This window comes from Allobosea sp. BK604 (genome assembly GCF_004341515.1).
In the GTDB taxonomy this organism is placed as follows: Bacteria; Pseudomonadota; Alphaproteobacteria; order Rhizobiales; family Beijerinckiaceae; genus Allobosea.
The window spans coordinates 78,109-91,519 of record NZ_SLZF01000006.1 but is presented as its reverse complement, the minus strand read 5'-3'; the positions used below and the strand labels follow the sequence as shown (position 1 = coordinate 91,519).

The following is a 13,411-nucleotide window of genomic DNA, read 5'->3' as shown; positions in this document are numbered from 1 at the left end:
AAGGCTTTGCAGGCGGCGCTCGGCAACCCCATTGCAGGTACGAGAGCCGGCCCTGATCGGCGCCCGATCGATTCGTCCGCGAATCACGAATCGCGATGGCAAGGGTGAGGGCGGGGTGCCGCATCCCGCGGAATCGGAAGGCGGGGACCGCCAAAAGGTCTGTGTGACGCTTAGGGCAGGTTGTCGCGCAGGAAGATGTCGATGCCGATGCGCTCCTGGTCCGGCAGCATCGGATTGCCCGAGCAATAGGCCAGCAGCACGCGCCCCGCCGAGCGCGCCTCATGGCCCGGATTCTGGCTGATCAGCGCGTCGATCTCGCCGTTGAGCAGGTAGCGCCGGCTATGCGCCGTCAGCTCATGCGCGATCCAGGCGATCTCGCCGGCGCGCCGCCCCGCCTGCTGCAGCGCGGCCGCGACGCCGCGATTGCCGGCGCCGACATTGTAGATGCCGACGAGATCCTTCTCCCGTTCCAGCATGGTGGAGACGGCAAGCCGGGTGCGCTCGCTGTCGTCGCGTCCTTCGATGGCCGGCAGCACGACGAGCCCCGGATATTCCCGGGAGATCACCTGGGTGAAGCCGAACTGGCGCTCGGCATGGTCGCGCAGCGCGAGCGAGCCGGCTATGACGCCGACAGTGCCGGTCTGCCCGCGCAGGAAACGGCCCATCAGCGTCGCGGCTGTCCGCCCCGCCGCAGGATTGTCGATGCCGACATAATGCACCCGGCGCGAGCTCGGCACGTCCGAGACCAGCGTCACCACCGGCACGTCGCGATCGGCGAGATCGTCGATCGCGGCGCGCACGCGCGGATGGTCGAGCGCGACCGTCGCCACGCCATGATAGCCGGGCGGCACCGTCTCGAGCACCGCGGCGAGCGCCTCGGGCTCGAAGACATCGACATGCTCGATATCGAGATAGGCGCGCTGGTCGGCGAGCCATTCCGCCGTGCGCGCGACCTGCTCCGCCAGCAGGGTCATGAAGCTGTTGGCGCCGGTCGGCAGGATGAACAGGAAGCGGAAGCTCTGGTTGCGCGCGAGCCGCGCCGCGGCGGGGTCGGCCCGGTAGCCGAGCCGGGCGATCGCCGCCTCGACGCGCGCCACCGTCTTGTCGCGCACGCCGTCGCGGCGGTTGACGACGCGGTCGGCGGTCGCGAGCGAGACGCCTGCCGCCCGCGCCACATCCTCGAGCGTCGCCCTCCCGGTCACGCGTGCAACCCCGTCCGCCATCAGCGCGCCGCCCAGAGCATCCCGCGCGTCATCATGATCCTGATCTCCGGCACGTCGAGCTCATAGGCGCGGTGGCCGAGCGAGGAATAGAAGACACGGCCGTCGCCATAGCGCTTCTTCCAGACCACCGGCATCTCCACTCCCTCGATCCAGGAGGCATGGTCGCCGCTGAATCGCGTCGTCGCCAATACCTCATTGCCGGGGTCGACATGCAGATAATATTGCTCGGAGCGATGCTCGAAGCCGGATATCCCCGCCATGATCGGGTCGTCCGGCCTCGTGATCTCGACGGTATAGTCGATGATATTGCCGGGATGGGCGACCCATTGGCCGCCGCACATGAACTGGTAGTCGACGGATTCGCGAAACGCGTCGCACATGCCGCCATGATGGCCGGCCAGCCCGACCCCGCCACGGACAGCGGCGCAGAGCGCCAGCGCCTCCTCCTTCTCGATCTTCGACATCGTGAAGATCGGCACGATCAGGGAGAGGTCGCGGATCGCCGGATCCAGGAATGCCGATGTCTCGGTCTCGACGCGAACCTCGAAGCCCTCGGCCTTGAGCCAGCCCCGCATCATCGAGGCGCAGAGATCGGGATCATGTCCCGGCCAGCCGCCCCAAACGATCATAGCCTTACGCATTCTCGCTATCCCTTTGTTCAGTCGATCTGGCCGGTCTGACGCCCCGCGGGCAAGGCGGCCGGCCTCTCGACGCGGCTGTCGATCTTGATCCGGCGGCCCTCGTTGGCGGAGGTCTGGAACGCCTCCATCACCTCCAGCACATGGAAGGCGAGGGCGCCGCTGGCGCGATGCGGGCGGTCGGCAACGATGGCCGCGGCCATGTCGGCGACGCCGATCGAGCGGAACTCGCCATCGGCATGGCCATGGCTGAGCGGGACGCTCTCCCAGGGCCCGCGCGGCTTCGCCAGCTTGACCTCGCCACCGAACTTGTTGGGATCGGGCACCAGCATGGCGGCCTTGTCGCCATAGATCTCGATCGGCGCATGGGCGTGCTGCGGCACGTCGAAGCTCATCGTGATCGAGACGACCGCGCCATTCTCGAATTCGAGCGTGCCGGCGACATGGGTGTCGACCTCGACCGGGACCAGCGCGCCGTTCATCGGCTGGCTGGTGACGAGCCGCTCCGAGCGGGGCCGGGCGGTCGAGCCCATCACCGAGGCGACCGGGCCGAGCAGCTGCACCAGGTCGGTGATGTAATACGGGCCCATGTCGAGCATCGGCCCGCCGCCGCGCAGGTAATAGAAGCCGGGCGCCGGATGCCAGCTTTCATGACCGGGGCAGCCGAAGAAGGCGCTGCCCGCCACCGGCTTGCCGATGGCGCCGTCGTCGAGCAGCTTTCGCGCCGTCTGGTGGCCGCCGCCGAGGAAGGTGTCGGGCGCGCAGCCGACGCGCAGGTTCTTCTGGGCGGCGAGGTCCATCACCTTGCGCGCCTCGACCGTGTTGATGCCGAGCGGCTTCTCGGAATGGACATGCTTGCCGGCATTGAGCACGGCGAGGCTGACATCGGTATGGGCGAGCGGCACGGTCAGGTTGACGACGACCTCGATATCGTCGCGCTTGAGGAGCTGGTCGACCCTCAGTCCGGGCACGCCGAACTCGGCGCCGCGCGCCTGCGCCGCCGCGCTGCGCATGTCGGCCACGGCCTTCAGCTCCAGCACCGGGAAGTGCTGCATCGCCGTGAGATATTTCGTGCTGATATTGCCGCAGCCGATGATCCCGATTCCTACTTTACGCATGCCAGTCTCCGTTTGCGAGGCGCGGTGCCGGTTCGCGGCCGGCTCAGCCCTTCACCGCGCCGGCGGTCAGGCCGGCGACAATGTGTTTCTGGGCGAAGATGAAGAGGATGATCGTCGGCAGCAGGGTCAGCGTGATGAACGCCAGGATGAGGTGCCATTCCGACGAGAACTCGCCCTGGTAGACCATGATGCCGAGCGGCCAGGGGTAGAGCGCGTCGGAGTTCAGCATCACCAGCGGCAGCAGGTAGCTGTTCCAGCTATGCACGAAGACGATGGTGCCGACCGTGGCGAGGATCGGCCGCGACAGTGGCAGCGTGACGTGGCGGAAGAAATCGACATAGCTGCAGCCGTCGACGAGCGCCGCCTCGAGCAGCTCATGCGGCAGGTCCTTGAAGAAGCGCCGTAGCAGCAGCACGCTCATCGCCAGCCCGAAGGCGACCTGTGGCAGCACCACGCCGAAATAGCTGTCGAGCAGGCCGAGATCGCGCACCTTGATGAAGAGTGGCAGGATCGCGGTCGCGGCCGGGAACAGCAGGCCCATGGTCAGGTAGCTCAGCAGCATCGAGCTGCCGAAGAAATGGATATGGGCGAAGGCGAAGGCCGCCATCGACGCGACGATCAGCGTCAGCACGACGGTGAGGCTGGCGATCACCAGCGAGTTCCACAGCAGTTGCCAGTAGCGCCCCGAGAACAGGATGCCGGCATAGTTCTCCCATTCCCAGGTTTCGGGCAGCCCGAACGGGTTGGTGCGCAGCTCCCCCAGCGTCTTGAAGCCGCCGAGCACGGTCGCCAGCAGCGGCACCGCGACGAAGGCGGCGACCAGCAGGAGGAAGAGCGCCTTGTAGTAGGGCACGAGGTCGAGCGGCCGGCGGCTCGCGGCGAGGGCGTCACTCATTGCGCATGAACCAGCGTTTATAGGTGATGGCGAAGGTCACGCAGATCACGAACAGGATCACGCCGATCGCGCTGCCGAAACCGACGCGCATGCGCGAGATGCCGTGATTGTAGAGGAAGCTGACCATGGTGTTGGAGGAATCGGCCGGGCCGCCGCGGGTCAGCGGCATCACCAGGTCGAAGAGCTGCAGCGAGCCGACCACGGCGAAGAAGATCGAGAGCCGGATCGTCGGATAGAGCAGCGGCACCACGATATGGCGCAGCACCTGCCAGCGCGAGGCGCCGTCGATCCGCGCCGCCTCGATCAGGTTCTTGTCCATGCCCTGCAGCGCGGCGATGAACAGCATCATGTGGAAGCCGAAATACTTCCAGACGACGACGATCAGGATCGCCAGCATCGAGGTCTGCGTGCTGGCGAGCAGATGCGGCGCCTCGGCGCCGAAAGCCCGGTAGATCGAGGCCAGCAGCCCGTAATTGCCGTCATAGATGAAGCTGAAGATCAGGCCCGTGGCGACCTCGGCCAGCACATAGGGCAGGAAGAAGAGCATCCTGAGCGCGACCGAGCCGCGGAACTTCTCGGCCAGGATCAGCGCCAGCGTCAGCGCGAGCGGCAGCTGGATCGTCAGCGAGACCGCGATGATCAGCAGGTTGTTGCGGAAGGCCGTGCCGAAGCCGCGCGTGTCGAAGACGAAGCGGTAATTGTCGAGGCCGATCCATTTGGTCGGCTTGCCGAAGCCGTTCCAGTTGAAGCCGGAATACCAGGCGGCCTCGCCGATCGGCAGCACGACGAAGAGCGTGAACAGCAGCAGTGCCGGCGGCAGGAACAGAAGGAGGGCGGTCAGGCGCCCGTCGATCGCCTTTTTCCGGTACGCTGCAGCCACAGGCCGGCCGCTGCGCATGACGATGGCGCCGCTGCGCTCAGTCATTCGTTCGCTCGCAGGTTGGCCGGCCTCCCGGAAGAGGCCGGGCCGGGTTTCAGTTGCCCTGCTTGAAGGCGTCCTGGATGGCCTTGGCGGCCTGCTTCGGCGTCATCGAGCCGCCGGCGATCTCGGCCGTCGCGTCATTGACCACCCGGCCGACGGAGGGGCCGAGATCCTGGTCGTAGAAGTTCTGATGGTAGTTCGAGGCGGCGATATTCTTGGCGACGTTCTGCATGAACGCGGCGCTCAGCGCGGCCTCGGCGCCCTTATAGGTCGGGATGATGAAGTTCTGCTGCGCCAGCGCACGCTGGACATCGTCGGAGACGAAGAACTTCACGAACTCGACGGCCTCCTTGGGAGAGCCCTTGGTCACGAGCCAGCCATTGACGCCGCCGAGCGTATCGGTGGGCTGCCCCTTGGCGCCGGCCGGCATCGGGAAATCGATCCAGCCGAGCTTGTCCTCGGGAACGCCCTTCTTGTCGGCGGCGAGGGCGCGCTGCGTCGCCGAGTGATGCGAGATCGCCAGGTTCATCGCCGCCTTGCCGTCGCCGAAGAAGCCGAGCGCCTGCTGGTTCTTGAAGCCGAGGAAGCCGGACTGGAACGGCTCGAGATCGACGAGCTGCTTCATCAATTCGCCGGATTTCTGGAAGGTCTCGCCCTCGAACCCGCCATTCTGGCCCTTCAGCGCCGCCTCGAAGGCCGGCTTTCCGCCGAGGCGGACGGCCAGATGCGTCCAGTAGAAATGCAGCGGCCACTTGTCCTGCCCGCCGACGGCGATCGGGGTGATGCCCGCGGCCTTGAGCTTCTTCACCGCGTCGAGCAGGTCGTCCCAGGTCTTGATCTTGGTCCCGTCGACGCCAGCCTTGGCGAACAGGTCCTTGTTGTACATGAACCCGACCTGCGAGACGTTATAGGGCAGGCCGTAGAGCTTGCCGTCGACCGTGAAGGCCTCGACCGCGGCGGCGGAGAGCTTGTTCTTGTAGTCGCCGACCCCGGCGGTGATGTCTTCCAGGACGCCGGCCTCGACCTGCGTCTTCAGCACGCCGCCGGCCCAGGAATAGAGGATATGCGGCCGGTCCTTCGACTGCAGGATGGTCGGCAGCTTGGCCTTGTAGGCCTCGTTCTCGAGGAACTGCATCTCGACCTTCACGCCGGGATTCTTCGCCTCGAAATTGCGCGCCACCTCTTCCCAGATCTTCACCTGGGCCGGGTTCTGCTCGATATGCAGCCAGCGCACCGTGGTTTGGGCTGCTGCGGCCCCGGCGGCCATGATGAATCCTGCGGCGGCGAGCGCCAGCGTCCTGACAATTCGCATGTCGTCCTCCCAATTCCCGCGCTTTGACCGGCAGGTTGACGACAGACTACCTCAAAGTTTGAGGTACGCAACTCAGATTTTGCGGTATATGGTCCGGCCTTGAATAGATGGCTGCATGGGGTAGCCTGATCCGAATCGATGACGGAGTTGACTATGGCTGCCATGTATTCAGACCTTGCCGGCAAGGTTGTTCTGGTCACAGGCGGCGCCTCCGGCATCGGTGCCGCGATCTCGCGCAGGTTCGCCGAACAGAAATCGACGGTGATCCTGTTCGATATCCAGCGTGAGGCCGGAGAAAAGCTCGCCGCGGACCTGACCAAGGAGGGTTTCTCCGCGCATTTCCAGCATGTCGACCTGACCGACACCGCGGCGCTTCGGGCCAATGTCGAGCAGGCCCGCGCCAAGCACGGACCGATCCAGGTCCTCGTCAACAATGCGGCCCATGACGAGCGGCACGCGACGGAGACGGTGACCCCGGAATATTGGGACGACCGGCTCGCGGTGAACCTGAAGCACCAGTTCTTCGCCGCCCAGGCGGTGCTGCCGGACATGAAGGCCGCGAATGGCGGCGCCATCATCAATTTCGGCTCGACCTCATGGATGGCCGGGCAGGGCGGCATGGCCGCCTATACCGCCGCGAAGTCCGGGGTGATCGGCCTGACGCGCTCGCTCGCGCGGGACTACGGTCCCTATAATATCCGCGTCAACGCGATCGCTCCCGGCTGGATCATGACGGAGCGCCAGATCGAGAAATGGCTGACCCCGGAAGGCGAGGCCGAGCTGATGCGCCGGCAATGCCTCAAGCGCAAGCTGGTGCCCGACGAGCTGGCGAAGTTCACCGTTTTCCTCGCCTCGGACGAGGCTTCGGCTTGCACCTCGCAGCACTATGTCGTCGATGGTGGCTGGGTCTGATCGGCCCGGCGAGCATCGAGGGCCCAAGATGCGAGGGCCCATGATCCTTGTTTGCGGCGAAGCCCTGATCGACCTCTTCGTCGGCGCGCCCGAAGGCGCGGAGATGCCGGCCCGCGCCGTCGCCGGCGGCTCGCCCTTCAATGTGGCCATCGGCCTGGCGCGCCTGGGCGTCGACGCGGCCTTCCTCGGCGGCGTCTCGCGCGATCGCTTCGGCGAGCTTCTTGCCGACATCCTCGTCCGGGAAGGGGTCGACGACCGGTTCCTGGTCCGGACCGACCGGCTCTCCACGATCTCGGTCGTCGCGACCGCCGGCGACGGCCAGCCGAGCTATGGCTTCCACGGCGAAGGCGCTGCCGACCGCTCGCTCGTTCCAGCCGACCTGCCGGCGGAACTGCCGCCGCAGATCCAGGCCCTGACCTTCGGCTCCTACACGCTGGCGGTCGAGCCCGTCGGCTCGGCCTTTGCCGCGCTGGCCGAGCGCGAGGCGGGGCGGCGGGTCATCAGCATCGACCCGAATCTGCGCCCGACCGTGCTCGGCGAGATGGCCAGCTGGGCCGTCGCGGCCGAGCGCTTCTACCGGACCGCGACCCTGATCAAGGCCAGCGACGAGGATATCCGCACCGCCTGGGGCGGCAAGGTTTCGATTGCCGAGGCCGCTGCCTATTGGCTCGGCTGCGGCGCGAAGCTGGTCGTGGTGACCGAGGGGGCGCGCGGCTCCGTCGCCTTCTCGGCCGCGGGCAGCATCTCGGTGCCGGGCCGTGCTGTCGCCGTGCAGGATACGGTCGGAGCCGGGGACACGTTCCATGCCGCCCTGCTGGCGCAGCTCGCGAAAACCGGGCGGCTTCATCCCCAGGCGATCGCGACGCTCGATCTGCCGGCGATCGCGGATCTTCTCGCCTATGCGACGGCGGCCGCGGCCATCACCGTCACCCGTCGCGGCGCCGACCTGCCGAGCGCGGCCGAGGTCGAGGCGAGCCGGCGTCTCGCCCGCTGAGCCGTCATCGTAGTCGGACGGCCCGGCCCATTGTATCGCACTGTATCCGGCGGCCGGAGTGTTACATCGCCATCCAATTCGGGTGGCGGGCGACACATCGCGGATACATCGCGGCCCGTTGTGATATGCCGACCGGGCCGAGCCCGGATGCGGAGGGAGCGCCCTTGCGATGGACCACATCGACCACATCCTGATCGTCGACGACGATCGCGAGATCCGCGAGCTGGTCTCCGGCTATCTCAAGAAGAACGGCCTGCGCGTCTCGATCGCGGCCGATGGCCGGCAGATGCGCAGCTTCCTCGAGACGAACTCGGTCGACCTCATCGTTCTCGATGTGATGATGCCCGGCGATGATGGCCTGGTGCTCTGCCGCGAGCTGCGGGTCGGCAAGCACAAGGCGACGCCGATCCTGATGCTGACCGCGCGCAGTGACGAGACCGACCGCATCATCGGCCTGGAGATGGGCGCCGACGACTATCTGACCAAGCCCTTCGCCGCGCGCGAATTGCTCGCCCGCATCAAGGCGATCCTGCGCCGGACCCGCATGCTGCCGCCCAATCTGCAGGTCTCGGAGGCCGGCCAGCTGCTGAGCTTCGGCGCCTGGCAGCTCGACACGACCGGGCGGCACCTGCTCGACAGCGACGGCACGACGGTTGCCCTCAGCGGCGCCGAATATCGGCTGCTGCGCGTCTTCGTCGATCATCCGCAGCGCGTGCTCAACCGCGACCAGCTGCTGAACCTCACTCAGGGCCGCGAGGCCGAGCTCTTCGACCGCTCGATCGACCTTCTCGTCAGCCGGCTGCGCCAGCGCCTGCGCGACGATGCGCGCGAGCCGGCCTATATCAAGACCGTCCGCAGCGAGGGCTATGTCTTCTCGATGCCGGTCGAGATCTCGGTCGCACGGCAATGAGCGCGGTCGCGGCCTTCCGGCGCGTCCGGCTCTGGCCGCGCACCCTGGGATCGAGGCTCTTCCTGATCCTGCTTGCCGGGCTCGCCATCGCGCATGGCCTGTCCTTCGGCGTCCTCTTCCTCGAGCGCTACATGAGCGCCAAGGCTGTGATGCTCGGCACGCTCGAGAACGATGTCGCGACCTCGATCGCCATCCTCGACCGGCTGCCGGCGGATGAGCGGCCGGACTGGGCGAAGCGGCTCGCCCGCGGCAGCTACAGCTATGTTCTCGGCCCCGGCCTGCCCGGGATTCCCGAGCTGAGCGCGCGCAGCACGGAGATCGCCGGCAGGATCCGCGAGGCCGTCGGCGAGCGCTTCCCCGTCACGATCGAGTCGATCCCGGGCGACGGCAAGCGCCTGCAGGCCCATCTGACCCTGAGCGATGGCAGCCCGCTGACGGTCGACGTCAACCCCGCCGGCGTGATGCCGCTGGCGGACTGGCTGCCCTATGTCCTGGTCGCGCAGCTCGGCCTGCTCATACTCTGCAGCTGGTTCGCCGTCCGGCAGGCCATCCGGCCGCTGGTCAACCTCGCCAGGGCGGCGGATGCGCTCGATCCGAACCAGAAGACGCCGCGGCTGAGCGAGGCCGGCCCGAGCGAGGTCGCCTATGCCGCGAGCGCCTTCAACGCGATGCGCGACCGGATCGCGCATTATCTCGAGGAGCGGGTGCAGATCCTGGCGGCGATCTCGCATGACCTGCAGACGCCGATCACGCGCATGAAGCTGCGCGCCGAAATGGCCGAGGACACGCCGGAGAAGGACAAGCTGGTCCAGGACCTCGCTGAGATCGAGCGGCTGGTCAAGGAAGGCGTGGCCTATGCCCGCAGCGCCCATGGCAATGTCGAGAAATCCGCCCGGATCGACGTCGCCTCCTTCGTCGAGAGCCTCGCCTATGACTACCAGGATACCGGCAAGGACGTGACGATCGGCACTGCGCTCGCCGGCACGATCGTGACCCGGCCGCATGCGCTGCGCCGGATCCTGACCAATCTCGTCGACAATGCCCTGAAATTCGGCGGCAGCGCCGAGATATCTGTGCGCCAGGAGGCTGGGGGGCCGGTCGTCATCGAGGTGCTCGATCGCGGCCCCGGCATCCCCGAGGATCAGCTCGAGGCGGTGATGCAGCCCTTCGTCCGGCTCGAGCAGTCGCGCAACCGCGGAACCGGCGGAACCGGGCTGGGCCTGGCGATCGCGCAGCAGCTCGCGCAGGCGATCGGCGGCTCGCTCACCTTGCGCAACCGCGAGGGCGGCGGCCTGTCCGCGACGATTTCGCTGCGCTGAGCGCGCGCGCAGCGGCGGACCTCACCGCGCTTTCGTATCGAAACGTACGAACCCGTCTCGCCCGAACACTTCGTTACAACTCCGGCCGGACGGGACACATCCGGGATACTTGACGCCCACCTGATGCGGGGAACGGCCGCTCTACGGCCGCGGCGCCTTGGCGCCTGATCGATCCTTGCAGAGGAAGCGACGATGACCCTTTTGGTGATAGCCTATCTCGGAGGTGCGCTGACCATCCTCAGCCCCTGCATCCTCCCGGTTCTTCCCTTCGTCTTCGCCCGCGCCGACCAGCCCTTCCTGAGCCGGACCTTGCCGATGCTCGCCGGCATGGCCGCGACATTTGCCGGCATCGCCACGCTCGCCGCCGTCGGCGGCGGCTGGGCGATCGAGGCGAACGAGCTCGGCCGCGCGTTGGCGCTGGTCCTGCTCGCTTTGTTCGGCGCGACGCTGATCTGGCCCGGGCTGGCGGCCAGGCTGGCGCAGCCGGCGATCGAACTCGGCAACCGTCTTTCCCGTTCGGCGGCCGAGCCGGGCGCGGCCCCGTCATTCGGCGGCTCGCTCCTGCTGGGAATCGCGACCGGCCTGCTCTGGGCGCCCTGCGCCGGGCCGATCCTGGGCCTGGTGCTGACCGGCGCTGCCCTGCAGGGCGCGAATGCCCAGACGAGCCTGCTCCTGCTCGCCTATGCGGCCGGCGCGGCGAGCTCGCTCGCCGTCGCGCTTCTGGTCGGCGGCCGGGTTTTCGCGGCGATGAAGCGCTCGCTCGGCGCCGGCGAATGGCTGCGCCGTGGCTTGGGCGTCGCCGTGCTCGGCGGTGTCGCCGCGATCGGGCTTGGCGCCGATACCGGCCTGCTGGCGCGCCTGTCCAGTTCCGGCACCAGCCGGATCGAGCAGGTCCTGCTCGATGCTTTCGGCGCCAATGGCGCGCCCTCCACGAGAATGGCGGAGAACAGCATGTCGACTTTCGCGATCGATGCCCGTCCGGGCTTCCGCAGCAATTTGCCGGTCGAGGGCCAGTTCCCCTCGCTCGACGGCGCGGTCGAGTGGTTGAACTCGCCGCCGCTGACCGTGGAGCAGCTCCGCGGCAAGGTCGTCCTGGTCGATTTCTGGACCTATTCCTGCATCAACTGCATTCGCTCGGTCCCCTTCGTCCGGGCCTGGGCCGAGAAGTACAAGGACCAGGGCCTGGTCGTGATCGGCGTGCATGCGCCGGAATTCGCCTTCGAGAAGAAGATCGAGAACGTCAAGCGAGCGATCGGCGACCTGAAGATCGAATTCCCCGTCGCGGTCGACAACAACTTCCGGATCTGGCGGGCTTTCCGTAACAATTACTGGCCGGCCTATTACTTCATCGATGCCCAGGGCCGGATCCGGCATCACCAGTTCGGCGAGGGCAACAATGCCAGGTCCGAGAAGGTCATCCAGGAGCTGCTGGCCGAGGCCGGCAGCCTGCGCGCCGAAAGCGGCCCCGTCGCCCCGAGCGCCCCTGGCGCGCAGGCGGCGCCCGATCTCGGCAATATCGGCTCCTTCGAGACCTATCTCGGCTATGAGCGCGCCTCGAATTTCACCTCTCCGGAGGGGCTGAGGCGGGATGTCGCCCGCGACTATTCGGCGGCGAAGCCCCGCCTCAACGAATGGGCCCTGGCCGGCAACTGGACGGTCGGACCCGAGCAGGCGGTGCTGAACCGCGCGGGTGGCGGCATCACCTATCGTTTCCAGGCGCGTGACCTGCACCTTGTTCTCGGGCCCGGTAGCGGCGGCAAGCCGATCCGCTTCCAGGTCACGGTCGACGGCAAGTCGCCCGGCGAGAGCCATGGCGCCGATACCGACGCCGATGGCAACGGCGTGGTGACGCAGACCCGTCTCTACCAGCTCGTGCGGCAGGCCGGCGACGTGCGCGAGCGGAGCTTCGAGATCCGCTTCCTCGATCCCGGCGCCGAGGCCTTCGTCTTCACCTTCGGCTGAGGCGTCGCCGCCGTAGTGCATCGGCCCGAAAAGTGGATCGCGGTTTTCGGGAAAGCCGATGCGAAACAAGGAGCTGGATCATCGGGCTGGACACGATATCCGGTCCGGTGATCCAGCCTCCCGCCTTGCGCGCCTTCACCGACACAGAGGAGACTTGATCATGCAGCTTGCCGTCATATGCCTCGCCGTCCTGGCGCTGATGCTGTCGCCCTGCGCCTGGGACACTGACCCGCGCGCGCTCGCGGCAAGCTCGGCCTTGCTCGCCAAGGCCGGCGCGCCGACGAACCCGCCCAAGGCTGTGGTTCAGTCCGCCGTCACGCGCGGCAGCGCTGCGGCGCAAGGCGTCACAGTCGATGATCGCTGAGGACACGCCCATGAAGCTCTATGACAACGAGGTTTCCTCCGCCGCCTCCCGCGTGCGCATCGCGCTCGCCCTCAAGGGGCTCGAGGTCGAGCGGCAGCCCATCACGATTTTCGGCGAGGCGGCCGAGAGCCGGCAGCCCGATTATCGCCGGCTCAATCCGCAAGGGCTGGTGCCGGCGCTGCTGACCGAGAGCGGGGAGTTGCTCACGCAATCGTTGGCGATCATCGAATATCTCGACGAGATCCACCCGGAGCCGCCGCTGCTGCCGCCGACGCCCGAGGCCAGGGCCTTCGCGCGTTCTGTCGCCCTCGCGGTGGCGGCGGAGATCCACGCGCTGCTGCCGCCCAGGGTCGCCGCCTATCTCGACGCGAATCTCAGCCTCGACGAGGCCGGCATCGCCGCCTGGCGGCGCCATTGGGTCGGCGAAGGCCTGGCCGCCGTCGAAAGCCTGATCGCCGGCCGCGGGGCAGGGGCTTTCGCCGCCGGCGATCGCCCGTCGCTTGCCGATATCTTTCTGTTCCCGCAGGCGATCGGCGCCGAGCGCATGGGCTTCGACCTCGCGCAATGGCCGGCCATCGCCGGGATCGTCACGAAGCTCCGCGCCATTCCGGCCTTCGCCGAGAACGCGCCGGCTGCGAGACGATAAGCCGCACAGGCGATGCTCCTGATCCGATTCTCATCCATGCCCGGCCCTCCCTCGTAAGGTGAGAGCCTCTGGCGGCTTCTCGTGGCACCCACCTCGACATGTCCAACGCATCGACCAGCCGACGCACCAATTGCCCGACGAAGCGCCGCTGGCGAATCATCACGTAAAGCGTGCTATTGCCTCTCATCAAACCCTT

13 protein-coding genes are annotated in these 13,411 nt (G+C 67.3%); 7 read left to right on the top strand and 6 right to left on the bottom strand.

The annotated features are described in order from the left end of the window. Positions 1-170: 170 nt before the first annotated feature. The 6 genes from EV560_RS18980 to EV560_RS18955 all read right to left on the bottom strand — a co-directional run bounded on the left by EV560_RS18980 (position 171) and on the right by EV560_RS18955 (position 6,108). The gene (locus tag EV560_RS18980; protein ID WP_131857370.1) at positions 171-1,223 is read right to left on the bottom strand and encodes a LacI family DNA-binding transcriptional regulator; all 1,053 of its coding nucleotides are present in this window, start codon (positions 1,221-1,223) and stop codon (positions 171-173) included. Beyond that, positions 1,223-1,864, bottom strand: a complete 642-nt coding sequence (locus EV560_RS18975) for a ThuA domain-containing protein (RefSeq protein WP_131857369.1) — start codon at positions 1,862-1,864, stop codon at positions 1,223-1,225. Before EV560_RS18975 ends, EV560_RS18980 begins: the two co-directional genes overlap by 1 nt. A gap of 17 nt (positions 1,865-1,881) precedes the next feature. Next, positions 1,882-2,979, bottom strand: a complete 1,098-nt coding sequence (locus EV560_RS18970; RefSeq protein WP_131857368.1) for a Gfo/Idh/MocA family protein — start codon at positions 2,977-2,979, stop codon at positions 1,882-1,884. 43 nt (positions 2,980-3,022) lie between these two features. After that, the gene (locus EV560_RS18965) at positions 3,023-3,874 is read right to left on the bottom strand and encodes a carbohydrate ABC transporter permease (protein ID WP_131857367.1); all 852 of its coding nucleotides are present in this window, start codon (positions 3,872-3,874) and stop codon (positions 3,023-3,025) included. Further along, positions 3,867-4,772: a carbohydrate ABC transporter permease gene (locus EV560_RS18960; protein WP_248312148.1), complete on the bottom strand. Its 906-nt coding sequence runs from the start codon at positions 4,770-4,772 to the stop codon at positions 3,867-3,869. The genes EV560_RS18965 and EV560_RS18960 overlap by 8 nt, the downstream gene beginning before the upstream one ends. A 76-nt stretch (positions 4,773-4,848) precedes the next feature. Continuing rightward, positions 4,849-6,108 (bottom strand): ABC transporter substrate-binding protein, encoded by a 1,260-nt coding sequence (locus EV560_RS18955; RefSeq protein WP_131857365.1) that lies wholly within the window; start codon positions 6,106-6,108, stop codon positions 4,849-4,851. A gap of 153 nt (positions 6,109-6,261) precedes the next feature. On the opposite strand from EV560_RS18955, the gene EV560_RS18950 reads away from it, so the two are divergent. The 7 genes from EV560_RS18950 (at position 6,262) to maiA (ending at position 13,215) form a co-directional block, all read left to right on the top strand. Further along, on the top strand, positions 6,262-7,020 hold the full coding sequence (locus EV560_RS18950) for an SDR family NAD(P)-dependent oxidoreductase (protein WP_131857770.1): 759 nt from the start codon (positions 6,262-6,264) through the stop codon (positions 7,018-7,020). Between the two features lie 40 nt (positions 7,021-7,060). Continuing rightward, the gene (locus EV560_RS18945; RefSeq protein ID WP_131857364.1) at positions 7,061-8,014 is read left to right on the top strand and encodes a carbohydrate kinase family protein; all 954 of its coding nucleotides are present in this window, start codon (positions 7,061-7,063) and stop codon (positions 8,012-8,014) included. A 169-nt stretch (positions 8,015-8,183) separates the two neighbouring features. Then, positions 8,184-8,924, top strand: a complete 741-nt coding sequence (locus tag EV560_RS18940; protein WP_131857363.1) for a response regulator — start codon at positions 8,184-8,186, stop codon at positions 8,922-8,924. Further along, positions 8,921-10,243, top strand: coding sequence for an ATP-binding protein (locus EV560_RS18935; protein ID WP_131857362.1), 1,323 nt, complete (start codon positions 8,921-8,923; stop codon positions 10,241-10,243). The genes EV560_RS18940 and EV560_RS18935 overlap by 4 nt, the downstream gene beginning before the upstream one ends. 192 nt (positions 10,244-10,435) lie before the next feature. Then, complete coding sequence (locus tag EV560_RS18930; protein ID WP_131857361.1) at positions 10,436-12,205, top strand: cytochrome c biogenesis protein DipZ; 1,770 nt, start codon at positions 10,436-10,438, stop codon at positions 12,203-12,205. Between the two features lie 160 nt (positions 12,206-12,365). After that, on the top strand, positions 12,366-12,569 hold the full coding sequence (locus EV560_RS18925) for a hypothetical protein (RefSeq protein ID WP_131857360.1): 204 nt from the start codon (positions 12,366-12,368) through the stop codon (positions 12,567-12,569). 10 nt (positions 12,570-12,579) lie between these two features. Next, a complete protein-coding gene (gene maiA, locus EV560_RS18920) occupies positions 12,580-13,215 on the top strand; it encodes a maleylacetoacetate isomerase (RefSeq protein WP_131857359.1) in 636 nt (211 codons plus the stop codon). Positions 13,216-13,411 lie beyond the last annotated feature (196 nt).

Bases quoted from the DNA above. Each gene is read 5' to 3' on its own strand.
- EV560_RS18980 (WP_131857370.1), bottom strand. From the start codon at position 1,223: ATGGCGGACGGGGTTGCACGCGTGACCGGGAGGGCGACGCTCGAGGAT.
- EV560_RS18975 (WP_131857369.1), bottom strand. From the start codon at position 1,864: ATGCGTAAGGCTATGATCGTTTGGGGCGGCTGGCCGGGACATGATCCC.
- EV560_RS18970 (WP_131857368.1), bottom strand. From the start codon at position 2,979: ATGCGTAAAGTAGGAATCGGGATCATCGGCTGCGGCAATATCAGCACG.
- EV560_RS18965 (WP_131857367.1), bottom strand. From the start codon at position 3,874: ATGAGTGACGCCCTCGCCGCGAGCCGCCGGCCGCTCGACCTCGTGCCC.
- EV560_RS18960 (WP_248312148.1), bottom strand. From the start codon at position 4,772: ATGCGCAGCGGCCGGCCTGTGGCTGCAGCGTACCGGAAAAAGGCGATC.
- EV560_RS18955 (WP_131857365.1), bottom strand. From the start codon at position 6,108: ATGCGAATTGTCAGGACGCTGGCGCTCGCCGCCGCAGGATTCATCATG.
- EV560_RS18950 (WP_131857770.1), top strand. From the start codon at position 6,262: ATGGCTGCCATGTATTCAGACCTTGCCGGCAAGGTTGTTCTGGTCACA.
- EV560_RS18945 (WP_131857364.1), top strand. From the start codon at position 7,061: ATGATCCTTGTTTGCGGCGAAGCCCTGATCGACCTCTTCGTCGGCGCG.
- EV560_RS18940 (WP_131857363.1), top strand. From the start codon at position 8,184: ATGGACCACATCGACCACATCCTGATCGTCGACGACGATCGCGAGATC.
- EV560_RS18935 (WP_131857362.1), top strand. From the start codon at position 8,921: ATGAGCGCGGTCGCGGCCTTCCGGCGCGTCCGGCTCTGGCCGCGCACC.
- EV560_RS18930 (WP_131857361.1), top strand. From the start codon at position 10,436: ATGACCCTTTTGGTGATAGCCTATCTCGGAGGTGCGCTGACCATCCTC.
- EV560_RS18925 (WP_131857360.1), top strand. From the start codon at position 12,366: ATGCAGCTTGCCGTCATATGCCTCGCCGTCCTGGCGCTGATGCTGTCG.
- maiA (WP_131857359.1), top strand. From the start codon at position 12,580: ATGAAGCTCTATGACAACGAGGTTTCCTCCGCCGCCTCCCGCGTGCGC.